We start from the raw sequence: 24746 nt of genomic DNA, 5'->3' as shown, positions 1-24746 counted from the left end.
TCGCCATGTCCGCGATCCTCACCAAAGCCCCCGCTCCCGCGCCGGCGCCACCCGAACCGGCGCTCCGCATCGTCCCCGCCCGCCGCGCCGGCCAGTGGACCGCCGCCGGCGCCGTCCTCGTCCTGGCCGCGCTCGGGCTCTGGTCCGTCGCCACCAACCGCGCCTTCCAGTGGGACGTGGTGGCCGCATACTTCACCTCCACCGCCGTGCTGCGCGGCCTCGGCCTCACCCTGTGGCTGACCGCCCTCGTGATGGCCCTCGGCTTCGTCCTCGGCACCCTGCTCGCCGTCCTCAGGCTCTCCGCCAACCCGGTGCTGCGCGCGGTCAGTTGGGGCTACGTCTGGTTCTTCCGCTCGACGCCGATCCTGGTACAGCTGCTGTTCTGGTTCAACATCGGCGCCCTCTACCCGACCGTGCTCGGGATCCACACGGTCAACCTGCTCGGCCCCATCTCCGTCGCCGTCATCGGTCTCACCCTCCACGAGGCCGCCTACGCCGCCGAGGTCGTCCGTGGCGGCATCCTCTCCGTCGACCGCGGCCAGATCGAGGCCGCCCAGTCCCTCGGCCTCGGCCGGTGGCGCCGGCTCACCCGGATCGTGCTGCCGCAGGCCATGAAGTCGATCGTGCCGCCCGCCGGCAACATGCTGATCGGCACCCTCAAGGGCACCTCGATCGTCTCCGTCATCGCCGTCCAGGACCTGCTCTACTCCACCCAGCTCGTCTACCACCGCACCTACCAGGTCATCCCGCTGCTCCTGGTCGCCACCCTCTGGTACGTCCTGGTCACCTCCGTCCTCAGCGTCGGCCAGCACTACGTGGAGAAGCACTACGCGCGCGGCACGGGCGGCACGCGATGAGCGCCGGACGCCGCTCGGTCGTCGTCGTCGGCGCCGGCCCCCGTGGCACCGGCTTCCTCGAACGACTCGCCGCCAACCTGCCCGAGCTGTACGGGGACGAGCCCCTGGACGTCCATCTCGTCGACCCGCACCCGGCCGGCCCCGGCCGGATCTGGCGCACCGCCCAGTCGCCGCTGCTCTGGATGAACTCCCGGGCCGACGACGTCACCATGTTCACCGACGAGACCGTGGAACTCGACGGTCCGGTACGCCCCGGGCCCACCCTCGCCGACTGGGCCGGGCTCGACGGCGCGACCTTCCCGAGCCGCCCCCAGCAGGGCGCGTACCTGCGCTGGGTCCACGAGCGGGCCCGCGCCGCCCTGCCGCCCACCGTCACCGTGCACGAACACCGCACCACCGCGCAGCGCGTGACCGGGCCGCGCGACGGGCGCCAGCGGGTCTGGCTGGCCGGCCGCGCCGCACCGCTCCACGCCGACCTCGTCGTCCTCACCCTCGGCCACCTCGACGCCCGCCCCGACGAACGGCAGCGCGAACTCGCCGCCTTCGCCGCCCGGCACGGCCTGGTCCATCTGCCGCCCGACTTCACCGCCGACGCCGACCTGTCCGCGCTCCCGGCCCGGGAACCGGTCCTGGTCCGCGGCTTCGGACTCGGCTTCGTCGACCTGATGGTGCTGCTCACCGAGGGGCGGGGCGGGCGGTACGAGGAGGTTCCCGGGGACCCGGACCGGCTGGTGTACGTGCCGTCCGGCCGCGAGCCCGTGCTGTACGTCGGATCGCGGCGCGGAGTCCCGTACCACTCCAAGATCGGCTACGAGCTCGACGGCGAACGGCCGCCGCTGCCCCGCTTCTTCGGCCCCGCCGAGGTCGACGCGCTCCTGGCGTCCGGCGGACCGCTCGATTTCCGGCGCGACGTGTGGCCGCTCGTCGCCAAGGAGCTGGGCTGGGCCCACTACCACCGGCTCTTCGCCGCCCACCCCGAGCGGACCGCGATCGCCTGGACCGACTTCGAGGAGAAGTACGCGGCCGCCGCCCCGACCGGCCCGGACCTCGACGCCCTCGTCGCCGACGCCGTCCCCGACCCGGCCGACCGGCTCGACCTCGACGCCCTGGACCGGCCGCTCGCCGGAGTGCGGTACGCCACGGCCGACGCCCTCCAGGACGGGCTGCGCCGCTACATCGCCGACGACCTGGACCGCCGCCACGACCCCTCCCACAGCCCCGACCTGGCCGTCTTCGGCGCGCTGCTCTCCGTCTACGGGCAGCTGGCCCGGCTCGGCGACCTCGGCACCGGCGGCACCTGGTGGCACGGCTTCTTCAGCTACCTCGCCTCCGGCCCGCCCGGACCCCGGCTGCGGCAGCTCCGCGCGCTCTCCGACGCCGGGATCGTCCGCTTCCTCGGCGCCGACGTCACCGTCGAGACCGACGAGGAGCGGGGCGTCTTCCGGGCCGCCTCGCCGAGCCTGCCGGGGGAGTGGACCGAGGCCCGCGCCCTCGTCGAGGCCCGGCTCCCCGACCCCACCGTCACCCGGACCGCGAGCCCGCTGCTCCAGGCCCTGTACGAGGACGGGGCCCGGGCCACCGAGGCCGGGCTGCTCGCCGTCGACCCCGACGACGGGCGGGTCCTCGGGCGCGACGGACGCCCGCACCCGCGCCGCTTCGCGCTCGGCCCGCACACCACGTCCCGGGCCGGCGCGGCCTTTACCCGGCCCCGTACCGGCGGTCTCGCCTTCCGCCAGAACGACCGGACCGCGCGGACCGCGCTCGCGCTCCTGCACGACCTGTCCTCCTGTACGGCGGACGTGTCCCTGAGCGCCTAGCCCGTCGCCCGTTCACCCCTCTCCGTCTCCTCCGTCTTCTCCGTACCGAGGTACCGCCATGTCTCTCACCAGTGATCCACCCGTCGGGCTCGCCCCGGCGAAAGCCCCCGCGGCCGGGCCCGGGACCCCCGCCGTCCTCAAGGTCGTGCCCGTGCGCCGGCCCTGGCGCTGGCTCGCCGTCGCCGCCACCGCCGTCGTCCTCGCCCAGTTCCTGCACGGACTCGTCACCAACCCCGGCTGGGAGTGGGACGTCTTCGCCCGCTACGTCACCGCGGACGCCATCCTCCGGTCCGTCTGGGTCACCCTCCAGCTCACCTTCTACGGCACCGTGCTCGGCTTCGCCCTCGGGATCGTGCTCGCCTTCATGCGCCTGTCGGCCAGCCCGTTCCTGCGGGCCGTCGCCTTCGGCTACATCTGGGCCTTCCGCTCGATCCCGCTCATCGTGCAGCTGCTCTTCTGGTTCAACCTGGCCTACCTCTACAAGGAGCTGAGTCTCGGCGTCCCCTTCGGGCCGCGCCTGTGGTCCTTCGACACGATGGGCCTGGTCGGCGCGATGAGCGCGGCCGTCCTCGGGCTCGCCCTGCACCAGGCGGCGTACGCGGCGGAGATCGTCCGCGGCGGAGTGCTCGCCGTGGACGGCGGCCAGCTGGAGGCGGCGGCCGCGCTCGGCATCCCGCGGCTGCGGCAGCTGCGGAGGATCGTGCTGCCGCAGGCCATGCGCTCGATCCTGCCCAACGCCGCCAACGAGATCATCTCGCTCTTCAAGGGCACCTCGATCGTCTCCGTCATGGCGATCGGCGAGCTCTTCTACCAGGTCCAGGTCGTCTACGGCCGCAACGGGCGGGTCGTCCCGCTCCTGATGGTCGCGACCGCCTGGTACGTCCTCCTGACCACGGCGCTGTCCGTCGTCCAGCACTACGTCGAACGTCACTACGCGAAGGGGAGCACCCGATGAGCACCGCGGTCGCGGACATCACCGAGTCCGACGTCAAGGTCCGCCTCCGGGCCGTGCGCAAGAGCTTCGGCGCCGTCGAGGTGCTGCGCGGCATCGACCTCGACGTGCGCCCGGGCGAGGTCACCGTCGTCCTCGGCCCGTCCGGCTCGGGCAAGTCCACCCTGCTGCGCACCATCAACCACCTGGAGAAGGTCGACAGCGGCACCATCAGCGTCGACGGCACCCTGGTCGGCTACCGGCGTTCCGGCGACAGGCTGTACGAGCTGCGCGAGCGCGAGATCCTCCGGCAGCGCACCCGGATCGGCTTCGTCTTCCAGAACTTCCACCTCTTCCCGCACCTCACCGTCCTGGAGAACATCACCGAGGCCCCGGTCTCCGCCCTGAAACGCCCCCGCAAGGAGGCCGAGGCGGCCGCCCTCGCCCTGCTCGACCGGGTCGGCCTCGCCGACAAGGCCGGGGCCTATCCGAAGCAGTTGTCCGGCGGGCAGCAGCAGCGGGTGGCCATCGCCCGCGCGCTCGCCCTCGAACCCGGCCTGCTGCTCTTCGACGAGCCGACGTCCGCGCTCGACCCGGAGCTGGTCGGCGAGGTCCTCGACGTCATCAAGGACCTGGCCGCCGCCGGCACCACCATGATCGTCGTCACCCACGAGATCGGCTTCGCGCGCGAAGTCGCCGACACGGTCGTCTTCATGGACGGCGGCCTGATCGTCGAGCAGGGCCCGCCCGCCGAGGTCCTGGACAGCCCGCGCCACGAACGCACCCGCGCCTTCCTCTCCAAGGTCCTGTGAACCCGCCCCCTCGAAGGAGTCCCGCCATGCAGACCCGTCGCACCCTCCTCACCGCCCTCGCCTCGCTCACCGCCCTCGGCCTGCTCACGGCCTGCGGCGCGAGCGACGCCACCGACGCCGCCACCGACCAGGTCGCGCCCAAGGGACAGAAGGGCACCACGATCAACCTCGGCCCCGACCAGAAGCGCGTCCACACCGGCAAGGTCGACGCGATCGCCGCCAAGCTCCCGGCGGCCGTCCGCGCCCGCGGCACGCTCCAGATCGGCGTGTCCACCAACAGCTCGCCGCCGCTCTCCTTCTACGCCACCGACGACAGAACCCCGATCGGCGTCGAGCTCGACCTGGCCACGCTGGTCGCCGACACCCTCGGGGTGAAGCCCGAGTTCGCCCCGGTCTCCTGGGAGAACCTCTTCGTCGGCCTCGACAGCGGCAAGTTCGACGCCGTCTTCTCCAACGTGACGGTGACGGAGGAGCGCAAGGACAAGTACGACTTCGCCACCTACCGCCTGGACGACCTGGCCTTCGAGGCGAGGAAGGGCTCCGGCTGGAAGGTCGCCGGACCGGCCGACGTCGCCGGGAAGACCATCGCGGTCGGCTCCGGCACCAACCAGGAGAAGATCCTGGTGGACTGGAGCCGGCAGAACGAGAAGGCCGGCCGCAAGCCCGTGAACATCAAGTACTTCCAGAACCAGACCGACTCCTACCTCGCGATCCAGTCCGGCCGCATCGACGCCTACCTCGGCCCGAACCCGACCGCGGCCTACCACGTCGCCTCCGCCGGCCAGACCGAGGTCGTCGGGAAGTTCTCGGGCGCCGGCGCCCACCTCCAGGGCAAGATCGCCGCCACGACGAAGAAGGACAGCGGCCTCGTCGCCGCCTACCAGGCCGCCCTGAACCACATCATCGAGAACGGCACGTACGCACAGGTCCTGGAGCGGTGGGGGCTCAGCGGCGAGGCGGTGCCCTCGTCCGAGATCAACCCGCCCGGTCTGCCCCGCACCGGGAACTGACCTGTGGAAAGGTGACACACCATGAGTACGGATGCATCCCAGGACTGGCAGCACTGGCACGAGCAGCGCGTCGCCGCCGTCGCCTCGTCGTACGGGCCGCTCTCACTGACCGGAACGTACTGGCTCGCGGACTTCCCGGAGGGGCGAATTCCGGACGTTCCCGGAGAGTGGCGGGCCGACGGCGACGAGGTGGTCCTCACGGCGGGCGCCGAGGACGCGGTGACCGTCGACGGCAAGCCGCTGATCGGCACGGTCCGGCTGACCACCGACCATCCGCCGATCCACACGTCCCGGGCCGAGTCGGCCGGGCGGCGGCTCGTCGTGCTGCGCCGCGAGGGGGAGTGGGCGGTACGGGACTTCGACCCCGAGTCGGCGGCGCGGCGCGCCTTCCGGGGCATCGAGGCCACCCCGTACGACGAGCGGTGGGTGCGGCCCGGAGTGTTCCGCCCGTACGCGGAGGACCGGCACGTCCGGGTGGAGAACGCGGACGGCAAGGAGCGCGGGCTCGGGCTCTCCGGGGAGCTCGTCTTCGACCTGCACGGCGCCGAGCACAGCCTTCAGGTGGCGGTGGAGGAGGACGGCACGCTGTGGGCGGTCTTCGCGGACGCCACCAGCGGACGGGACAGCTACCGCTTCCGCTTCCTGCGGCCGCCGGCGCCGGCGGCGGACGGCACGGTGACGGTGGACTTCAACCGGGCGCTGCTGCCGCCGTGCGCGTTCGTGTCGCACTTCATCTGCCCGTTCCCGCCGCCGGGGAACACGCTGGACACGGCCGTGGCGGCGGGGGAGCGGCGGGTCGTCGGGAGCTGATCAGGGGCGGTGCGGGCGGCGCGGCGGTACGGGGGGCCGCGCCGCCCGCGCGCGTGTGGCGGAGGCCGTCGGCGGGAGGTGCCGATGGTGCGGGCGGTCTTGTGCGCGCCTTCCGGAAGGGCCACTATCACTCGCGGTGCATGTCAGGAACACGTCACCTCGTCACCTGACGGTGCCTCATGGGCCCGCCACCCACGGGCCTCTCCGCCGTTTCCCGAAGGAGAACAGTGAGGACCACGCGCATCCGACTGCTCGCCGTCACCGCCGCCGTCGCGGCCGCCACCGCCCTCGGTCTGCCCGGAGCCCAGGCCGCCCCCACCCCCGGACCGGCGAGCGCCCTGGCGCTCGCCCGCGCCGACGCCGCCGTCCTCAAGGCGGACGTCGGCGGCACCGCCTGGTACACCGACCAGGCCACCGGCAGAGTCGTCGTCACCGCCGACTCCACCGTCTCGCAGGCCGACCTGGCCAGGATCAGGCGCCAGGCCGGCGCCGACGCCGGCGCACTGCGCATCGAGCGCGCTCCCGGCGTCTTCAAGCCACTGCTCGGCGCGGGCGACGCCATCTACGGCGGCGGCTACCGCTGTTCGCTCGGCTTCAACGTGGTCAGCGGCAGCACGTACTACTTCCTCACCGCCGGCCACTGCGGCAACGTCGCGAACACCTGGTACACCAACTCGGCCCAGTCCACGCTGATCGGCGCCACCGTCGGGTCCAGCTTCCCGGGCAACGACTACGCCCTTGTCCGCTACGACAACGCCTCGCTCAGCCACCCCGGCGGCTACAGCGCCGCCGACGCCTTCGTCGGAGAGTCGGTCAAGCGCACCGGCTCCACCAGCGGTACCCACGGCGGCACGGTCACCGGCCTCAACGCCACCGTGCACTACTCCAGCGGCGGCACCGTGAAGGGCCTCATCCAGACCAACGTCTGTGCCGAGCCGGGCGACTCCGGCGGCCCGCTCTACGACGGCACCAAGGCGCTCGGCATCACCTCGGGCGGCAGCGGCGACTGCCGTACGGGCGGCACGACGTTCTTCCAGCCGGTGCCGGAGGCGCTCGCCAAGTACGGCGTCAGCATGTACTGAGCGTTCGTCTCGCCGAACACCTCGCTCAAGCACCTCGCTTGAGCGGCTTGCCTGAGCAACTCGCCTCATCCGCTTGTCAGTTGGAGGGCCGCGCGGCCGAAAGGCACCCTTGCGGCGCCGAGCCGTACGGCCCGAGACTCCCCCACAGCGCCGACCCGGACCGCCCCGGGCTGCGCCTCACGGGCCCGACACCCCACTGCGGGCCCCCGATTCCCCTCTGGAGGAACGAGAAGTGAGGACCACGCGCACCACCCCCACGCGAAACACCCGCAACACCCGGATGCTCGCCATCGCGGCCGGCCTCGCCGCCGCCGCGGCGCTCGCCGTCCCCACCGCGAACGCCACCCCCGCCCCCGTCTTCGGCGCCGAGCAGCTCAGCGCCGCGAGCGACGCCGTGCTCGCCGCCGACGTGGCCGGCACCGCCTGGCGCGTCGACCCGGCGACGAAGACGGTGATCGTGACCGCCGACGCCACGGTCTCGCAGGCCGAACTGGCCAAGATCAAGCGCCAGGCCGGCGCCAACGCGGGCGCCCTGCGCATCGAGCGCACCGCCGGCAAGTTCAACAAGCTGATCTCCGGCGGCGACGCCATCTACGCCAGCAGCTGGCGCTGCTCGCTCGGCTTCAACGTCAAGGACAGCGCGGGCAACTACTACTTCCTCACCGCCGGCCACTGCACCGACGGCGCGGGCACCTGGTGGGCCGACTCCTCGCACGCCACCGTGCTCGGCAGCACCGCCGGATCGAGCTTCCCCGGCAACGACTACGGCATCGTGCGCTACACCAACAGCTCGGTGACCAAGTCCGGCACGGTCGGCAGCGTCGACATCACCGGCGCCGCCAACGCCACCGTCGGCATGTCCGTCACCCGCCGCGGCTCCACCACCGGCATCCACGGCGGCACGGTCACCGGCCTCAACGCGACCGTGAACTACGGCGGCGGCGACATCGTCTACGGCCTGATCCAGACCAACGTCTGCGCCGAGCCCGGTGACTCCGGCGGCCCGCTCTACTCCGGCTCCAAGGCCATCGGCCTCACCTCGGGCGGCAGCGGCAACTGCAGCTCGGGCGGTACGACGTTCTTCCAGCCGGTGACGGAGGCGCTCAGCGCCTACGGCGTCAGCGTGTACTGACGGCGTCAGCGCCTGCTGACGGGCGGCGTGTACTGACGGCACACGGCTGAGGCCCCCGCCGCGGCGGGGGCCTCAGCCGTGTCCGTACGGGCTACGGGCGGGCCTCGCCGAGGTCGCCGGCGTCGCCGCCCCCTCCGGCCTCGCCGCCCCCTCCGACCTCCCCGGCGATCGGCTCCGTCGCCGTCTTCCGCGTCAGCGAGGACATCACCAGCGTCACGGCCGTGCCGAGGACCGCCCAGGCCGACAGGACCAGCATCGAGGCGGTCATGTCGTTGCCCTTGAAGTACGCGATGGAGCGGGCCGACCAGGTGCCGGCGCCCGGTGGCAGGCCCGGGCCGATCGTCTTCCAGAACGGCGGCAGCATCGGCAGCGGGAAGGCGCCGCCCGCGCTGGGATTGCCGGCGACCACGATGAGCAGGATCGCCAGGCCGATGCCGACGATCCCGAAGACCGACTGCAGGGCGAGGGTGGCCGCGCCGACCGCGAAGACCACGAGCGTGCCGAGCCCCCACAGGGCGGCGACGCTGCCCGGCAGGGCGCCGAGGATCGGGCCGACGATGATCGCGCCGCCGAGGCCGCCGAGCACCGAGTAGAGCGCGAGCACTCCGAGCCGGATGATCGCCCGGTGCACGTTGGCGGGCCGGGAGCCGGCGCTGATCGCCAGGATCGCGGCACAGATGTAGCCGCCGACGCACCAGCCGACGACCAGGTAGAAGGCGGAGAGCCCGTCGAAGTCCTGCGGTGAGGCGGGGGCCACGTCGACGGTCCGGATGGTGCGCCGGTTGGCCGCCTCCAGCTGGGTGAACATCTTCTCCAGCGTGGACGAGAGCACGGTGCCGCCGCCGGAGGCGACGAGCAGGGTGTCGGTGCGGCCCACCGGGTCGACGATCAGGGCTCCGTCGATGTCCCGGTTCAGGACCTGGTCGCGCGCCGCGTCGGCGCTCGCGACCGTGCGCGGGTCGAGCGGGTCGCCGGGCAGCTTCTCCAGCCGGTCGGTGAGGACGGTGGCCGCCTGCTGCGGGGCGACCACGCCGAAGGGCACGTCCGTGGGCTTCGGACTGTGCAGGGCCCCGACGTACGAGGTGATGAACAGGAGCTGGAGGGCGAAGACGCCGACGACCAGCAGGGCTGCTCGGGGGGTGACGGCGCTCTTCAGTTCGTCGACGAGGCTCATGCCCCCCAGGCTCGGCGGAGGCCGGTGCCGGCGCAGGCGGGCGGGGGCCGTACGGATGACGTCGAGCGCTTATCGTACGGACGTTCGAAAATGAGCTACGCTGGGTGCGAGGGGGTGGGAACGTACGTACGATTTCGAGCGGACGCGGGAGGTGCGCATGCCGGGGTTCACGCATCTGCACACCGCGTCGGGCTTCTCCACCCGCTACGGCGCCTCCCACCCGGCCCGCCTCGCCGCCCGCGCCGCCGAGCGCGGCATGGACGCCCTCGCCCTGACCGACCGCGACACCCTCGCGGGCGCGGTCCGCTTCGCCAAGGCGTGCGAGAAGGAAGGGGGCCGTCCGGTCTTCGGGGTGGACCTCGCGTACGAGCCGTTCCCGGCCGCCGGCGCGCCCGGCCCCGACGGCCCGGGCTCCGCGCGGCGCGTGCCCGTCCCCGTGCGCGGCGGCGCCTTCGTCGACGAGTCCGCGCCCCGCGCCGTCTTCCTCGCCCGCTCCCGCACCGGCTGGGCCGAGCTCTGCGCGCTCGTCACCGCCGCCCACGCGCACGCGGGGGAGGGGCGGCCCGTGCTGCCCCGGTCCGCGAACCGCGGCGACGAGCTCTTCGTGCTGCTCGGGCCCGGGTCCGACATCGGGCGCGCCCTCGCCGCCGGCCGCCCCGACCGGGCCGCGCGGCTGCTCGCGCCGTGGCGGGAGCGGTACGGGGACGCGCTGTGCCTGGAGGTCGTGGACCACGGGCGGCCCGGCACCGGGGCCGGTTCGCTGCGGCTCGCCGCCCGCACCCTCGGCTTCGCCGCCGAGCAGGGCGTGCGGCCCGTGCTCGGCAACGAGGTCCGGTACGCCGACCCCGGTCAGGGACCCGTCGCCGACGTCCTCGACGCCGCCCGCCGGCTCGTCCCCGTCGACCCGCGCGGCGGGCTCGACAGCGGGGAGGCGTGGCTCAAGGGCGCCGACGAGATGCTGGCCGTCGCCGAGCGGGTCGTGGCGGCCGCGGGCTTCCGGCGGGAGGCCGCGTACCGCCTCCTGGAGCGGACCGCGGAGGTCGCCGCGGCCTGTGTGGTCGACCCCGAGGACGACCTCGGCATGGGCTCCGCGCACTTCCCGGAGCCGTACCTGGTCGGCGCCGCCCACCGCACCGCCCAGCGCGTGCTCGCCTCCCGGGCCGCCGCCGGCCTGCTCCTCAAGGGCTACGACCGCCGCCCCGACCGGCGCCTCTACTGGGACCGGATGCACCACGAGCTCGACATCATCGCCCACCACGGCTTCGCCAGCTACTTCCTGACGGTCGCCCAAGTGGTCGACGACGTACGGGACATGGGCATCCGGGTGGCCGCCCGGGGCTCCGGCGCCGGCTCCCTCGTCAACCACCTCCTCGGCATCGCCCACGCCGACCCCGTCGAGCACGGCCTGCTGATGGAACGCTTCCTGTCCAAGCGCCGCACCGAACTGCCCGACATCGACATCGACGTCGAGTCCGCCCGCCGCCTGGAGGTCTACCGCGCGATCCTCGACCGCTTCGGCACCGAACGGGTCGCCACCGTCGCCATGCCCGAGACCTACCGGGTCCGCCACGCCGTACGGGACGTGGGCGCCGCCCTGTCCATGGACCCGGCCCGGATCGACCGGATCGCCAAGGCGTTCCCGCACATCCGCGCCCGGGACGCCCGCGCCGCCCTCGACGAACTGCCCGAACTGCGCGAGCTCAAGGCCGAACTGGCGGGCGACACCCGCTTCTGGGAGCTGGTCGAGGCCCTCGACGCGCTGCCCCGCGGCACCGCCATGCACCCCTGCGGCGTGCTCCTCTCGGACGCCTCGCTGCTCGCCCGTACCCCCGTCGTGCCCACCAGCGGCGAAGGGCTGCCCATGTCGCAGTTCGACAAGGAGGACGTGGAGGACCTCGGCTTGCTCAAGCTCGACGTCCTCGGGGTGCGGATGCAGTCCGCGATGGCGCACGCCGTCGCCGAGGTCGAGCGCGCCACCGGCACCCGGCCGGACGTCGACGCCGTCCCGCCCGGCGACCCCGCCACGTACGAGCTCATCCGCTCCACCGAGACCCTCGGCTGCTTCCAGATCGAGTCGCCCGGCCAGCGCGACCTGGTGGGCCGGCTCCAGCCCGAGACCTTCCACGACCTCGTCGTCGACATCTCCCTCTTCCGGCCCGGCCCGGTCGCCGCCGACATGGTCCGCCCGTTCATCGCCGCCCGGCACGGCCGCGCGCCGGTCCGCTACCCGCACCCCGACCTGGCGGACGCCCTGAAGGAGACCTACGGCGTCGTCGTCTTCCACGAGCAGATCATCGAGATCGTCAGCATCATGACCGGCTGCGGCCGCGACGAGGCCGACCAGGTGCGCCGCGGGCTCTCCCACCCCGAGTCGCAGGGCCGGATCAAGGTGTGGTTCGCACAGCGGGCCGCGGCGCGCGGGTACGACGCCGAGACCGCCGCCCGCACCTGGGAGATCGTCGAGGCGTTCGGCTCGTACGGCTTCTGCAAGGCGCACGCGGTGGCCTTCGCCGTGCCGACCTACCAGTCGGCCTGGCTCAAGGCGCACCACCCGGCCGCCTTCTACGCCGGGCTGCTCACCCACGACCCCGGCATGTACCCGAAGCGGCTGCTGCTCGCGGACGCCCGGCGGCGCGGGGTGCCCGTGCTGCCGCTCGACGTGAACCGGTCGGCGGTCGCCCACCGTATCGAACTGGTGTCCGACGGCGGCTCGGAGACCTGGGGCCTCCGGCTCGGACTCGCCGACGTCCACGGCATCAGCGAGGCCGAGAGCGCCCGGATCGAGGCCGGGCAGCCCTACGCCTCCCTGCTCGACTTCTGGGAGCGGGCCCGCCCGCGCAAACCCGTCGCCGAACGCCTCGCCCAGGTCGGCGCGCTCGACGCCTTCGGCGCCAACCGCCGCGACCTGCTCCTGCACCTCACCGAACTCCACCGCGTCCAGCGCGGCGCCGCCTCCTACGGCGGCCAGCTCCCGCTCGCCCAGGGCCGCAGGACCGCCCCCGTCGGCCTGCCCGACCTCGACGAGACCGAACGGCTCAGCGCCGAACTCGGCATCCTCGGCATGGACGCCTCCCGCCACCTCATGGGCGACCACCGGGCCTTCCTGCGCGAACTCGGCGTCGTCTCCGCCGAGCGGCTGCGCTCCGCCCCGCACGGCCAGACCGTCCTGGTCGCCGGCGCCAAGGCGGCCACCCAGACCCCGCCCATCCGCTCCGGCAAGCGGGTCATCTTCACCACCCTCGACGACGGCACCGGCCTCGTCGACCTCGCCTTCTTCGACGACTCCCACGAGCGCTGCGCCCACACCGTCTTCCACTCCTGGCTGCTGCTCGTCCGGGGCGTGGTGCAGCGGCGCGGCCCGCGCAGCCTCAGCGTGGTCGGCTCCGCCGCCTGGAACCTCGCCGAGCTGGCCGAACTCCGGGAGAGCGGCGGGCTGGCGGCGGTCGGGGAACGGCTCTCCGCGGAGCCCGTCGTTCCCGCCGAGGAGGGCGTTCCTTCCGAGGAGGGCGTTCCTTCGGAGAGCGCCGACGGCGGGCGCCGGATCACGATGCCCACCGGCTACGTGATGAACCCCTGGGCCGACCTCCAGCCGGCCGGGGAGGGCGCCGCGACACCGGCGCGGAAGCTCTGGCACAGCAGTCCGGGGAGCGCGGGATGATCCTCTGCGTACGGTTCCGGCTCGAGCCCGTGGGAGAGGTGCTGCTCCCGCGACTGCTCGACCTGCTCGGCGAGTTCACCCCGGTCGTCGAGGCCGCCCCGCCCGCCGAGGCGCTCGCCGACGTGCGCGGCGCGCTGCGCTACTTCGGCTGGAGCCCGGCCGAACTCGGCTCGGTGATCCGGGTCAGGGCGCTCGCCCTGTACGGCGTCGACTGCGTCATCGGCGCCGGACCCAACCCGATGCTGGCCCGGATGGCCGCCCGCGAGGCCCGCCCCGGCACCACCCTGGTCGTCGACGACCCGGCGGACTTCCTGCGGGACCGGCCGGTCGTCGCGCTCGACGGCGTCGGCCGCGCCACCGCCCGTACCCTCTGCGGCTACGGCCTCGACTCCGTCGGCCGGGTCGCGGACGCGCCGCTCGCCGTGCTCCAGCGGCTGGTCGGCGCCAAGGCCGGCCGCGAGCTCTGGGAACGGGCCCAGGGCATCGACCGCACCCAGGTCGTCCCCGGCGAGGTCTCCCGCTCCCTGGCCGCCGAACGCTCCTTCCCGTACGACGAGTTGTCCACCGACGCCCACCGCAGGGCGCTGCTCTCGCTCACCGCCGAACTGGGCGCCCGGATGCGGACCGAACACCAGGTGTGCCGCTCCCTCACGGTGACCGTCCGCTACGCGGACCGCACCACCTCCAGCCGCACCCGCGCCCTCCGTGAACCGACCGCCCACTCCCGCGAACTCACCGCCCTCGCCTACGCGATCCACGGCTCCTTCGGCCTCCAGCGCGCCCGCGTCCGCGGCCTCGCCCTGCGCGCCGAGGGCCTCACCCCCGCCGAACACGCCGCCCACCAGCTGACCTTCGACCCGGTCGACGACAAGGCCCGCCGCCTCGAGGCGGTCGCGGACCGGGCCCGGGCGCGGTTCGGCCCGAAGGCGGTGCTGCCGGGCTCGCTGGCGGCGTGAAGCGGCACGGCGGCACGAGGCACGGCGGTGTGACGACACGGGGACTTTTTACCGACGCGTAACTTCCCAGTCGACGCTACCCGTACGTAACTTGGCTGAAGCGCATCCCCACTTGTGGTCCGGACCGCAGGGCGTAACACCCCCTCATTCCCTTGAGCCGCAAGGAGATCGCCCGATGCTGCCCAGGACACCCTGGACGAAGCGGGTCGTCAGAGCGCTGTCCGTGCTCGCGCTGACCGCCGCCGCCACCCTCGCCCCCACCGCCGCCGCACAGGCCGACACCGCCCCCAGCCGTGGCTGGAACGACTTCTCCTGCAAGCCGTCCGCCGCCCACCCCCGCCCGGTCGTGCTCGTCCACGGCACCCTGGGCAACTCGATCGACAACTGGCTGGGCCTCGCGCCCTACCTCGTCGAACGCGGCTACTGCGTCTTCTCCCTCGACTACGGCCAGCTGCCGAACGTGCCGTTCTTCCACGGGCTCGGCCCGATCGACAAGTCCGCCGAACAGCTCTCCGCGTACGTCGACCGGGTCCTCGCCGCCACCGGCGCCCCCGAGGCCGACCTCGTCGGCCACTCGCAGGGCGGCATGATGCCCCGCTACTACCTCAAGTTCCTCGGCGGAGCGGCGAAGGTCAACGCGCTCGTCGGCATCGCGCCCGACAACCACGGCACCACGCTCAGCGGCCTGACCAAGCTGCTGCCGTACTTCCCCGGCGCCAAGGACCTGCTCACCTCCGCCACCCCCGGGCTCACCGACCAGATGGCCGGCTCCCCGTTCATGACCAAGCTCAACGAGGGCGGCGACACCGTGCCCGGCGTGCGGTACACGGTGATCGCCACGAAGTACGACGAGGTCGTCACGCCCTACCAGTCGGGCTGGCTGACCGGCCCGAACGTCACCAACGTGCTGCTCCAGGACCGGTGCGCGCTCGACCTGTCCGAGCACGTGGCGATCGGCACGGTGGACCGGATCGTCTTCCACGAGGTCGACAACGCCCTCGACCCGGCCCACGCGACGGCGACCACCTGCGCGTCGGTCTTCGACTGACGCCGACCAGCCCCGGCGGCGGCGCGCCGTGAGGAAGAGCACGGCCGCGCCGACCGCGAGGACGGCCGGCCGCTGCTGCGGAAACCGATCAAGAACCGTCGTAGTGTGACCGTATGACGCATCCCCGCCTCGCCGTCGCCGCCGACGTGCCCGCCGTGAAAGCCGTCGTCGACGCGGCCTTCCACCACTACATCGAGCGGATCGGCCTCGTGCCGGCGCCCATGGAGGAGGATCACGCGGCGAACGTGGCGGCGGGGCGGATCTTCGTCGTGGGCGAGCCGGTGGCCGGTCTGGTCTTCGTGGTCGCCAAGCCCGACCACCTGTACCTCGACACCATCGCCGTCCACCCCGACGCCCAGGGCACCGGCCTCGGCCGGATCCTGATGGACTGGGTCGAACAGCGGGCGCGGGAGCTCGGCCTGCCGGAGGTGCGGCTGTTCACCAACGCGATGATGTGGGAGAACCAGAAGCTGTACGAGCGGTACGGCTACGAGGTCACCGAGCGCCGCCAGGACGGCCCGTACGACCGTATTCATTACCGTAAAGTGCTCAACTCGCCATCGATGGGGTGAGTTTCGGACGTCCGTCGGCCTGATCCGGTATCCCTTGCGGGCGCGAATCCCGCGCCCACCCGAAGGGAACCCGTCCAGTCATGCGTGTACGTTCTGCCGTCACCGCCGCAGCCGCCGGCGCCCTGCTCGCCCTCACCGCCACGACCGCCCACGCCGGGCCCGCCGACGGCCTCGCCGTCGACCCGCAGGGGACGATCGCGGCGGACGGCACGGTCACCCTCTCCGGCTCGTACCGGTGCGACGAGGACGGCGCGGGCCCCGTCTTCGTCGCCTCCACGCTCGTCCAGGGCGACCGCTCCACCGGCATCGGCGGCACCCAGGCCGTCTGCGACGGCCAGGTGCACACCTGGACCAACAGCGCCGTGGTGAAGGAGCCCGGCTACCTCCCGGGCGAGGCCCGCGTCGAGGCCGGCCTGATGCAGCTGGACCCGACCGGCCCGCTCGGACTGCCGATGCCGGACTTCCGCGCCCAGCAGAGCCAGGACGTGGTGCTGGAGTCGTAACCGAGGACCTACGGCTGAGACACCCCCTAGGGGGTGTCTCGCCGATCATGCCGGGCTCGCGTCGCCTGGCACCGCGCCTCGCCGCGTTGTCGTCGGTCGCCGATGCTCCGCATGGACTCCCTCCTCCGCCTTGCGATGCACGGCACCAGACGCCGCTCCCTGATCCGGCCTGATCGACAAGACACCCCCTAGCCCAGCAGGGCCACGAGTCCGTCCCGGCCCAGGGCCGCCAGCTCGTCGAGGGCGCGTACGGCGTGGCCGGCCGCCGCCGGGTCGGAGGCGGCCAGGCCGCTCGCCGCGAACTCGTCCTCGTCGAGCCGCAGCACCTCGCTGCCGTCCGCCGACACCCACAGGTCCAGGTCCAGGTCCTCGACGACCACCTCGGACCCGTCGGCGGCCACGGCGGCGGGCCGCGTCACGTCGCAGTACCAGCCCTTGAGCGTGCCGTCGCCGGAGCGGACCTCCTTCACCGCGTACCACCGGTCGCGCCAGTAGTGCTCGGTGAAGACGTCGCCCGGCTCGAAGCGCACGAAGCCGAAGTCCCGTATGCCGTCGGCCGCCCAGGGCGCGCGGACGGTCAGCCGGGCGCCGTCGTCGGCGAGCATTTCGGCCGGGTAGCGGATCTTCGTACGCCCCGCCTTGACGAGTGCGATCTCGACCTTGGTCGGGGACGGGGACTGCTCAGGCGAACGTGCGGACATGCCGGACCTCTCTCGCGCAGATCTCGTAGCCGAACCATCGGTTGACGGCCAGCATCGGGTCGTTCCCGGTGTCGTTGCCGGTGTACGCCTCCGTGCAGCCGGCCGCCCGGGCCCGGTGCAGCGAGTCGTTCTTCACCAGCTTGGCGAGCCCCCGGCCCCGGAAACCGGGCGCGGTGCCCGTCATGCCGGAGCCGTAACGGCCGAGGCCGTCCGTGCGGGCCGCGGTGAAGGCGACGGGCCGCCCGTCCACCAGCGCGACCGTCGTCAGCTCGCGGTCGAGCATCGGGTGCTCCCAGGTGGTGGCCAGCCAGTGGGCGTAGTCGGTGAGTTCGGCCGCCACGTCGCCCGGCTCGTCGGCCGTGGTGAGCGCGTCGAGCTCGAACAGCGGGCGCGGGTCGGCGGCGAAGTCGGCCGCCGTGCGCAGCTCGACGCCCGCCGGCGCCTCCTGGCGCGGCGGCAGCTCGGCCGTGGCCAGGTCGAGCCGCAGGAAGTAGGCGGAGCGGCTGCCGGTGTAGCCGCGCCGCTCGGCGAAGGCGCGGTTCGCGGGCTCGTCGAGGACCCAGCTGTAGAGCGTGGTCGCCCCGGCCTCGGCCAGGTGCTCCTCGGCGGCGCGCAGCAGCAGCGTTCCGGCGCCCCGGCCGGTGTGGTCCGGGTGGACGAAGACGTTGACGGAGCCGATGCCCGGCTCGGGTGACTCGTGCGCGAGCGACACCCCGGCGGTGCCGACGATCTCCCCGCCGATCTCGGCGACCAGCGGCCGGTCGCGCGCGTCGGGGTGGGCGTGCGCCCAGTCATGGGCCGTCTGGCGGCCGGTGGCGAGCATGTAGGGAAGGGCGGCGCGTCGGACCCGGGCGTAGCCGTCGGCGTCCTCGGCGACCCCGGCCCGTACATCGCGGACGATCACAGTCATGACGCCGCACGCTAGGGGGCGGACGGGGCCGGGCGCCTCCCATTTTCCCGCGGGACGGGTGCAGAATCGGAGGGTGCCGCTTCGAATCAGCGTGGACAACCGTTCCACCACCGCTCCGTACGAACAACTGCGCGCCCAGATCTCGGACCGCGCCCGCTCAGGGGAGCTGCCCGTCGGCTTCAAGCTCCCGACGGTGCGGGGCCTCGCGGAGGACCTGGGGCTCGCTGCGAACACGGTCGCCAAGGCATACAAGGCGCTTGAGGCGGACGGGGTGATCGAGACCCGCGGCCGCAACGGCACCTTCGTCGCCGCCGCCTCCGACGCGGCCTCCCGCCTCGCCGCGACCGCCGCCGCGGGCTATGCGACGGAGGCCCACCGGCTCGGCCTGAGCAGGGAGGAGGCCGAGTCGGCGGTCCGGGACGCGCTGCGGGCGCTGTACGAGGCCTGACGCCTGACGCCCCCGGACGCCGGGGGCGCTACAGGTACAGCCCGGGGCGCGGCGCGCGCTGGTCGGGCAGCTCCGCCGCCGGTGTCCCGCGCCGCAGCGCGAACAGCTCCGCCAGCGTCGCCCCGTCCCGCCCCACGCCCTCCTCGCGGCCGAGCCACGCCACCGCCTCCGGGCGGCTGAGCGGGCCCACCTCGACGCGGGCCAGGCAGCGGCCGGGGCGCACCACGGCCGGGTGGAGGCGCTCCAGGTCCTCGTTGGTGGTGACGGCGACGAGGACGTTGCGGCCCTGGCCGAGCAGACCGTCCGTCAGATTGAGCAACCGGGACAGGGCCTGGCCGGCCGAGTGCTTGGCCTCGCCCCTGATCAGCTCGTCGCAGTCCTCCAGGAGCAGCAGCCGCCAGCGGCCCTTCTCCGTGCCCTCGTCCTCGCCGATCGCGATGTCCATGAGATAGCCGACGTCGCCGAAGAGGCGCTCGGGGTCGAGGACGCAGTCGACCTGGCACCAGTCGCGCCAGGAGCGGGCGAGCGTGCGCAGGGCGGAGGTCTTGCCGGTGCCGGGCGGGCCGTGCAGGAGCAGCAGCCGGCCGGTGATGTCCTCCGGGGTGACGGCCATCAGCCGGTCCATCGCCTGCGCCACCGGCGCCGTGTAGTTGGGCCGGATCTCCTCCCAGGCGCCGGCGCCGATCCGGCGGGTGGTGCGGTACGGGCCGCGCCGTGGCGACACGTACCAGAAGCCCATGGTCACGTTGTCCGGCTGGGGTTCCGGCTCGTCGCGGGCGCCGTCGACGGCCTCCTTGAGGACGCGTTCGGCGAGCTCGGGGCCGGTCGCGGTGACGGTGACGTCGGCGCCCCGGTTCCAGCGCGAGACGAGCACGGTCCATCCCTCGCCCTCGGCGAGCAGGGCGCTGCGGTCGTCCTCCCGCACCGCCCGCAACACCCTGGCGCCCGCGGGCAGCAGGGTCGCGTCCGGCTTCACCCGGTCCAGGGAGGTGCTGTGGGCGTGCGGCTGCTCGCCGGTGGCGAAGCGGCCGAGGAAGAGGGCGTCGACGGCGTCGGAGAGCGAGTCGTCGCCGGTGAGCCGGAGCCGGACGGGGAGGGAGTGTTCGGGCGGAGTGGACGGAGACGGCGGAGGCGGAGAGGGCGGAGAGGCCATGGCGCCATGATCCGCCTCGGGCACCCTTCCCGCACCGGATTTTGACCCCCTGTTCACGGTCGGCCCAACTGGCTTGTTCTCGCCGGTTTCTGAGGCCGTGGCGAAGTCTGGCCACCCGAGTTTTGACATGGACACTTCCGGCGCGCCGGATCCGCTGCTACCAACAGGTAACGCAGAGATCCTGCTACAGGGAGGTTCCATGAAACTGTCGCGTTTTACGGCCTTTTCGTCCTCGCTCCTCCTCGGCACCGTCCTCGCCCTCACCGGGGCCGGGGCCGCCCAGGCCGCCTCCTCCGCCGCCCTCGACTACGTGGCACTCGGCGACTCGTACTCCTCCGGCGTCGGAGCCGGCAGCTACGACAGCGCGAGCGGCGACTGCAAGCGCTCGACCAAGGCGTACCCGGTCCTCTGGAAGAACGCCAACGCCCCCTCCTCCTTCGCCTTCACCGCCTGCTCGGGCGCCAAGACCGGCGATGTCACGGCCAATCAGCTCGGTCCGCTCTCCACCGCCACCGACCTTGTCTCGATCACCATCGGCGGCAACGACGCCGGATTCTCCGACGTCATGACGACCTGTGTGCTCCAGTCCGAGGCGACCTGTATCAACCGCATCAATCAGGCCAAGGCGTACGTCGACAGCACCCTCCCCGGCAAGCTCGACTCGGTCTACTCGGCGATCCGCTCCAAGGCCCCCAACGCCCACGTCGTCGTGCTCGGCTACCCGCGCTTCTACCAGCTCAACGGCACCTGCGTCGCAGGTCTGAGCGAGAACGAGCGCGCCGCCATCAACGACGCCTCCGACTACCTCAACGCGGCCACCGCCAAGCGCGCCGCCAACTTCGGCTACACCTTCGCCAGCGCGGTCCCCGCCTTCACCGGCCACGAGATCTGCTCCAGCTCGGCGTGGCTGCACAGCGTCAACTGGCTCGACATCGGCGAGTCGTACCACCCGACCGCCAGCGGACAGGCCGGCGGCTACCTGCCCACCTTCAGCGGGGCCGCGTAACGGCGGCCGGGGCGCCACCGGCCGGGGACGCGGTCCCGGGCGCCCCGGAAGTCCCCGCGGTCGTCCCCGCGGTCGGCGGTGTCGTCGGCGGCGGGGACGACGGCGTGACCGTGCCGCTCGCGCTCGCGCAGGTCAGCGAGAACACCACCCAGTCCGACTGCCGCGCCACCGGCTCCCGCACCTCCACCCGGATCCGGTCGCGCACCGTCGCCCCCGGCCCGTACGCCGACTGCTCACGCGTCACCTGCTGCTCGGTGTCACCGCCCGCCGGGAACTCCAGCGTCCGCCAGACCGTGTCCTGGGCCTGCCCGCTCTCCGTCGTCCAGCGGTACGAGACCGTCGCCGGCGTCCGGTCCACCGTGAACGTCGCCGTGAACTCCGGCCCCGTGCCCTCCGGAGGCGGACAGCTCCCGGCGTACGTGTCGCGCACCGCCCGCACCGACACGAGCGCGTTCACCGGGGGAGTCGTCGTCGTGCTCGGCGAGGCGCTCGTGCTCTCCGTGGTCGGTGCGGGCGTCGTCGGCGCGGTCGTGGGCGCGCTCGTCGTCACCGGCGGCACCGGCGGCGTCTCGTCCTTCCCGGTGTCCCGCAGCGCCGCGTACGTCAGCCCGCCCGCCACGAGCAGCAGCGCCACGACCGCGGCGACCCACGCCGCCCGGCGGCGGCGCTCCGGCTCCGGTCCGGGCAGCGGCGCGGTCGTACCCACCGGCGTCGGCCCACCCGTACCGCCGCCGCCCGCGCCCTCCCCGGCGAAGGCCGGATACGGCACCGGCGGCGGCGTCGGCAGCACCCGCGTCGCCTCCGTACGGGGCGTGCCGCCGGCCGCGACCAGCCGCAGCTGCTCCTCGGCGGCCTCCGCCGGGAGCCGCTGCTCCGGGTCCTTGCGCAACAGCCCCTCGATGACCGGCGCCAGCGGCCCCGCGTGCACGGGCGGAGCCGGCTCCTCGTCCACCACCATCCGCAGGGTGTCGAGCGCGGTCTCACGGCGGAACGGCGACACACCCTCGACGGAGGTGTAGAGGAGCACGCCGAGCGACCACAGATCGGCCGCGGGTCCCGGCGTGCGCCCCAGGGCGCGCTCCGGCGCGAGGTACTCGGGCGAGCCGATCAGCTCGCCGGTCATGGTGAGCGGCGAGGTGCCCGCCACGGCCGCGATGCCGAAGTCGGTGAGCACCACCCGGCCGTCGTTGGACAGCAGCACGTTGGCCGGTTTGACGTCCCGGTGCAGCACCCCGGCCGCGTGCGCGGCGCGCAGCGCGGCGAGCACCCCGACGCCCACCTGCGCGGCCCGCGCGGGCGGCAGCGGGCCCTCGGCCTCCAGGGTCTCGGCCAGGGTGAGCCCGCGGACCAGCTCCATCACGATCCAGGGGCGGCCGTCGTCGATCGCCACGTCGTAGACGGTGACGACATTGCGGTCGGTGATCCGGGCGGCGGACCGGGCCTCGCGCTCCAGGCGCTCGTACAGTCGCTCGCGGTCCTCGGTGGGCAGGCCGGCCGGGGCGCGGACCTCCTTGACCGCCACCTCCCGCCCCAGGACCTCGTCACGGGCGCGCCAGACGGTGCCCATGCCGCCTTCGCCGAGCACGTCGAGCAGCCGGTAACGACCCGCGATGAGCGTCATCACTCCACGGTAGCCGAGGCCCGCCGGTTTTGGTGGCGGAGATCACACCCGGCCGGGTGCGCGCAGGTGGGGGAGGTGCGTGCAGGATGGTTCGTGACGGTTCGACAGGTGTGCGATCCCTGTCCAACTCTCCCTGGAACCACATGGATTCGGACAGTGATCGTCAACCCCCTTCACTGGACGGTGAATCCTGCGGCCGGAATACACGGGTGTCGTAGTGGAGCGATAGGGTTAACCTGCCCGGGCCGGGTGCCCTTGTTTGGGTGGGGAGTGACATGGAACAGATAGCAATGCGCAGCAGGCCGCGTGTGCCTGCCATCACCTGCGGGAGCAGCGCGACGAGTTCGCGCCTCGACCGCCATCTCGCGGTGCTCGGCGGCCCCGCCATACCGCAGCGCGAGGCGGCCGAGGCGACGCTGCTGATGCGGGAGCTGACGTCGCGTCCGCGCGAGGTGCCGGTGCACGGCCACCGCAGCCGCAGCGCACGGGTCTCGCTCTTCGCCCCGCTGCGCCGACTGCGTCGCTCGCTCTTCGGCAGCCACGGCTGACGGGCCGTCCGGGCCGGGCACCGGCGCACCCCCGACGCGCACCGCTCCCGCCCACACCCGCTCGGCCCGCGGCCCGCTCCTGACCACACGCCGGACGTGTCCCCGCCCGTCCGGCGCTTTCTCCTGTCGGTTTCCGCTGTCCGTGGGCCGTTTTCCGCCACGGCCTCAGGTGCGGGCGTAGCGCCTGACCGCCGCCGGCGCGCAGAGCGCGATCAGGGCGAGCGACCACAGCAGCGCCCCGGCCACCGGATGCGCCACCGGCCAGGCCGCGTCCGCCTCCGCGTGCGCCTGCGCGTTCCCGAACAGCTCCCGTACGGCCGTCGTCACCGCCGAGATCGGGTTCCACTCCGCGACGGTGCGCAGCCAGCCCGGCATTCCGCCGGTCGGGATGTACGCGTTGGAGATCAGCGGCAGCATGAAGACGGCGCTGCCCAGCTGGCTCGCCGCCTCCTCGCTGCGGGAGGCGAGCCCGAGCAGGATCCCCACCCACGTCATCGCGCAGCGGAAGAGCAGCAGCAGCCCGAAGGCGCCGAGCGCCTGCGGGGCCGTGCCGTCGATCCGCCAGCCCATCGCGAGCCCGGCCAGGACCAGCGGCACCATGCCGACCGCGCTGGTGACCAGGTCGGCGAGGGACTGCCCGAGCGGCACCGCGGCCCGGCTCACCGGCATCGCGCGCAGCCGGTCCGTCACGCCCCGGTGGGTGTCCTGGGCGGCCTGGAACATGCCGGTCATCATGCCGTTCGCGGCCGTCGCCACCAGCATTCCCGGCACCAGGTAGGCCCGGTAGTCGGCGCCCGGCATGGCGAGCGCCGAGCCGAAGACGTAACCGAAGAAGAGCAGGAAGACGATCGGCATCGTCTGTGTCATGAGCGGCAGCGCCGGCGCGTGCCGGATCCGCTGGAGGTGCCGGCCGAGGATCGCGGTGCCGTCGTGGACGAGGGTGCTCATGCGGCGTTCTCCTTCTGCGTCGCGTGCCGGTCGTCGTGGGTGGGGGCGGCGGCGCGGCCGGTGAGGCGCAGGAACACCTCGTCGAGCGTGGGCGGCCGCAGCGAGGCGTCGATCAGGTGTACGCCGGCCGCGTCGGCCTCGCGCACGATCCGCGGCAGGGTGAGCGTGCTGTCGGTGGTGACCGCGCCGACCGTGCGGGCCTCGGCGTCGAGCGCCGGGGCGGAGCCGGTGAGCCGGTCGAGCACCGCGGCCGCGGCCTCCAGCTGGGCCGGGTCGGCGACGACGACCTCGGCGTAGTGGCCGATCAGCGCCTTGAGTTCGGCCGGGGTGCCCCGGTGCGCGGCCCGTCCCTCGTCGATCACGACGATGTCGTCGGCGAGCCGGTCGGCCTCCTCCAGGTACTGCGTGGTGAGCAGCACGGTCGTGCCCTGGCCCGCCAACCCCCGTACGGCGTCCCAGATCTCGTTCCGGCTGCGCGGGTCGAGCCCGGTGGTGGGCTCGTCGAGGAAGAGCACCCGCGGCCGGACGATCAGGCTCGCGGCCAGGTCGAGCCGGCGGCGCATGCCGCCCGAGTAGGTGCGGGCCGGACGGTTCGCGGCCCCGGTAAGCCCGAAGCGTTCGAGCAGCTCGTCGGCGCGCGAGCGCGGGGCGCGCAGGAGCCGGGCGAAGAGCCGCAGGTTCTCGGCGCCGGTCAGGTCGCCGTCGACGGAGGCGTACTGCCCGGTGACCGCGATCCGCTCGCGCACACCGGCCGGGTCGCGCACCACGTCGCAGCCCGCCACCCGGGCGCTCCCGGAGTCGGGCGACACGAGCGTGGTGAGCACCCGCACGGCGGTGGTCTTGCCCGCCCCGTTGGGTCCGAGCACACCGCAGACCGTGCCTTCGGGCACGGCCAGGTCGAGCCCGCGCAGGGCGTGGACGTCCCCGTACCGCTTCTGCAAGCCCTCACTAAGTACAGCGTACGTAGTAGTCATGGCGCGACCCTAGCGCACTACGTACGGTGTACGTAACCAGTGCCGTCATTACGATGGGCGCCGAAGGGGCGACAG

Annotated in this window: 23 protein-coding genes; 16 read left to right on the top strand and 7 right to left on the bottom strand. The window is 73.4% G+C overall.

The annotated features are described in order from the left end of the window. Positions 1-5 precede the first annotated feature (5 nt). From ACIRSU_RS27560 to ACIRSU_RS27525, 8 genes are all read left to right on the top strand, one after another. Entirely contained in the window at positions 6-857 is an 852-nt protein-coding gene (locus tag ACIRSU_RS27560) for an amino acid ABC transporter permease (RefSeq protein WP_403797360.1), read from the top strand. Then, positions 854-2674, top strand: a complete 1821-nt coding sequence (locus ACIRSU_RS27555) for an FAD/NAD(P)-binding protein (protein WP_403797358.1) — start codon at positions 854-856, stop codon at positions 2672-2674. The genes ACIRSU_RS27560 and ACIRSU_RS27555 overlap by 4 nt, the downstream gene beginning before the upstream one ends. A 58-nt stretch (positions 2675-2732) precedes the next feature. Further along, entirely contained in the window at positions 2733-3629 is an 897-nt protein-coding gene (locus ACIRSU_RS27550) for an amino acid ABC transporter permease (protein ID WP_403797355.1), read from the top strand. Further along, entirely contained in the window at positions 3626-4417 is a 792-nt protein-coding gene (locus ACIRSU_RS27545; protein WP_403797352.1) for an amino acid ABC transporter ATP-binding protein, read from the top strand. The genes ACIRSU_RS27550 and ACIRSU_RS27545 overlap by 4 nt, the downstream gene beginning before the upstream one ends. Positions 4418-4443: 26 nt before the next feature. Further along, positions 4444-5427: an ABC transporter substrate-binding protein gene (locus ACIRSU_RS27540; RefSeq protein WP_403797350.1), complete on the top strand. Its 984-nt coding sequence runs from the start codon at positions 4444-4446 to the stop codon at positions 5425-5427. Between the two features lie 21 nt (positions 5428-5448). Further along, the gene (locus tag ACIRSU_RS27535) at positions 5449-6237 is read left to right on the top strand and encodes a DUF1684 domain-containing protein (RefSeq protein ID WP_403797348.1); all 789 of its coding nucleotides are present in this window, start codon (positions 5449-5451) and stop codon (positions 6235-6237) included. Between the two features lie 179 nt (positions 6238-6416). Continuing rightward, positions 6417-7319 carry a S1 family peptidase gene (locus ACIRSU_RS27530; RefSeq protein WP_403797346.1) on the top strand — a complete coding sequence of 301 codons (903 nt, stop codon included), beginning with the start codon at positions 6417-6419 and terminating at the stop codon, positions 7317-7319. Between the two features lie 232 nt (positions 7320-7551). Further along, positions 7552-8451 carry a S1 family peptidase gene (locus tag ACIRSU_RS27525; RefSeq protein ID WP_403797343.1) on the top strand — a complete coding sequence of 300 codons (900 nt, stop codon included), beginning with the start codon at positions 7552-7554 and terminating at the stop codon, positions 8449-8451. Between the two features lie 91 nt (positions 8452-8542). On the opposite strand, the gene ACIRSU_RS27520 is transcribed toward ACIRSU_RS27525, so the two are convergent. Continuing rightward, positions 8543-9625: a DUF3533 domain-containing protein gene (locus ACIRSU_RS27520; protein ID WP_403797341.1), complete on the bottom strand. Its 1083-nt coding sequence runs from the start codon at positions 9623-9625 to the stop codon at positions 8543-8545. 157 nt (positions 9626-9782) lie between these two features. Between ACIRSU_RS27520 and ACIRSU_RS27515 the strand changes: the two genes are divergently transcribed. From ACIRSU_RS27515 to ACIRSU_RS27495, 5 genes are all read left to right on the top strand, one after another. Beyond that, positions 9783-13283, top strand: coding sequence for a DNA polymerase III subunit alpha (locus tag ACIRSU_RS27515; RefSeq protein WP_403797338.1), 3501 nt, complete (start codon positions 9783-9785; stop codon positions 13281-13283). After that, positions 13280-14239 (top strand): DNA polymerase thumb domain-containing protein, encoded by a 960-nt coding sequence (locus ACIRSU_RS27510; protein WP_403797335.1) that lies wholly within the window; start codon positions 13280-13282, stop codon positions 14237-14239. The genes ACIRSU_RS27515 and ACIRSU_RS27510 overlap by 4 nt, the downstream gene beginning before the upstream one ends. Positions 14240-14414: 175 nt before the next feature. Beyond that, positions 14415-15287 carry an esterase/lipase family protein gene (locus ACIRSU_RS27505; RefSeq protein WP_403797332.1) on the top strand — a complete coding sequence of 291 codons (873 nt, stop codon included), beginning with the start codon at positions 14415-14417 and terminating at the stop codon, positions 15285-15287. A gap of 113 nt (positions 15288-15400) precedes the next feature. After that, the gene (locus ACIRSU_RS27500; RefSeq protein ID WP_403797330.1) at positions 15401-15859 is read left to right on the top strand and encodes a GNAT family N-acetyltransferase; all 459 of its coding nucleotides are present in this window, start codon (positions 15401-15403) and stop codon (positions 15857-15859) included. An 80-nt stretch (positions 15860-15939) separates the two neighbouring features. Next, on the top strand, positions 15940-16362 hold the full coding sequence (locus ACIRSU_RS27495; RefSeq protein WP_403797328.1) for a DUF6299 family protein: 423 nt from the start codon (positions 15940-15942) through the stop codon (positions 16360-16362). Between the two features lie 188 nt (positions 16363-16550). Here ACIRSU_RS27495 and ACIRSU_RS27490 read toward each other — a convergent pair whose 3' ends face one another. Both ACIRSU_RS27490 and ACIRSU_RS27485 read right to left on the bottom strand, forming a co-directional pair. Beyond that, positions 16551-17063, bottom strand: a complete 513-nt coding sequence (locus ACIRSU_RS27490) for a DUF402 domain-containing protein (RefSeq protein ID WP_403797325.1) — start codon at positions 17061-17063, stop codon at positions 16551-16553. Continuing rightward, positions 17044-17973 (bottom strand): GNAT family N-acetyltransferase, encoded by a 930-nt coding sequence (locus tag ACIRSU_RS27485; RefSeq protein ID WP_403797322.1) that lies wholly within the window; start codon positions 17971-17973, stop codon positions 17044-17046. The genes ACIRSU_RS27490 and ACIRSU_RS27485 overlap by 20 nt, the downstream gene beginning before the upstream one ends. Before the next feature lie 73 nt (positions 17974-18046). Between ACIRSU_RS27485 and ACIRSU_RS27480 the strand changes: the two genes are divergently transcribed. After that, positions 18047-18421 (top strand): GntR family transcriptional regulator, encoded by a 375-nt coding sequence (locus tag ACIRSU_RS27480; protein WP_403797319.1) that lies wholly within the window; start codon positions 18047-18049, stop codon positions 18419-18421. Between the two features lie 28 nt (positions 18422-18449). Here ACIRSU_RS27480 and ACIRSU_RS27475 read toward each other — a convergent pair whose 3' ends face one another. Next, entirely contained in the window at positions 18450-19574 is a 1125-nt protein-coding gene (locus tag ACIRSU_RS27475) for a DUF5925 domain-containing protein (protein ID WP_403797316.1), read from the bottom strand. Between the two features lie 199 nt (positions 19575-19773). Between ACIRSU_RS27475 and ACIRSU_RS27470 the strand changes: the two genes are divergently transcribed. Further along, positions 19774-20580, top strand: a complete 807-nt coding sequence (locus ACIRSU_RS27470) for an SGNH/GDSL hydrolase family protein (protein ID WP_403797313.1) — start codon at positions 19774-19776, stop codon at positions 20578-20580. Here the strand turns inward: ACIRSU_RS27470 and ACIRSU_RS27465 are convergent. After that, the gene (locus ACIRSU_RS27465) at positions 20564-22201 is read right to left on the bottom strand and encodes a serine/threonine-protein kinase (RefSeq protein ID WP_403797310.1); all 1638 of its coding nucleotides are present in this window, start codon (positions 22199-22201) and stop codon (positions 20564-20566) included. The two genes, ACIRSU_RS27470 and ACIRSU_RS27465, sit on opposite strands and share 17 nt — an antisense overlap. Before the next feature lie 275 nt (positions 22202-22476). On the opposite strand from ACIRSU_RS27465, the gene ACIRSU_RS27460 reads away from it, so the two are divergent. After that, positions 22477-22749 (top strand): hypothetical protein, encoded by a 273-nt coding sequence (locus ACIRSU_RS27460; protein WP_403797307.1) that lies wholly within the window; start codon positions 22477-22479, stop codon positions 22747-22749. A gap of 165 nt (positions 22750-22914) precedes the next feature. On the opposite strand, the gene ACIRSU_RS27455 is transcribed toward ACIRSU_RS27460, so the two are convergent. Continuing rightward, positions 22915-23697, bottom strand: a complete 783-nt coding sequence (locus ACIRSU_RS27455; protein WP_403797306.1) for an ABC transporter permease — start codon at positions 23695-23697, stop codon at positions 22915-22917. Continuing rightward, positions 23694-24671: an ATP-binding cassette domain-containing protein gene (locus ACIRSU_RS27450; RefSeq protein WP_403797303.1), complete on the bottom strand. Its 978-nt coding sequence runs from the start codon at positions 24669-24671 to the stop codon at positions 23694-23696. The genes ACIRSU_RS27455 and ACIRSU_RS27450 overlap by 4 nt, the downstream gene beginning before the upstream one ends. Positions 24672-24746 lie beyond the last annotated feature (75 nt).

This window comes from Streptomyces sp. NPDC101160, assembly GCF_044768205.1.
In the GTDB taxonomy this organism is placed as follows: domain Bacteria; phylum Actinomycetota; class Actinomycetes; order Streptomycetales; family Streptomycetaceae; genus Streptomyces.
The sequence above is the reverse complement of the archived record's forward strand: the minus strand, read 5'-3'. Positions and strand labels throughout refer to the sequence as shown.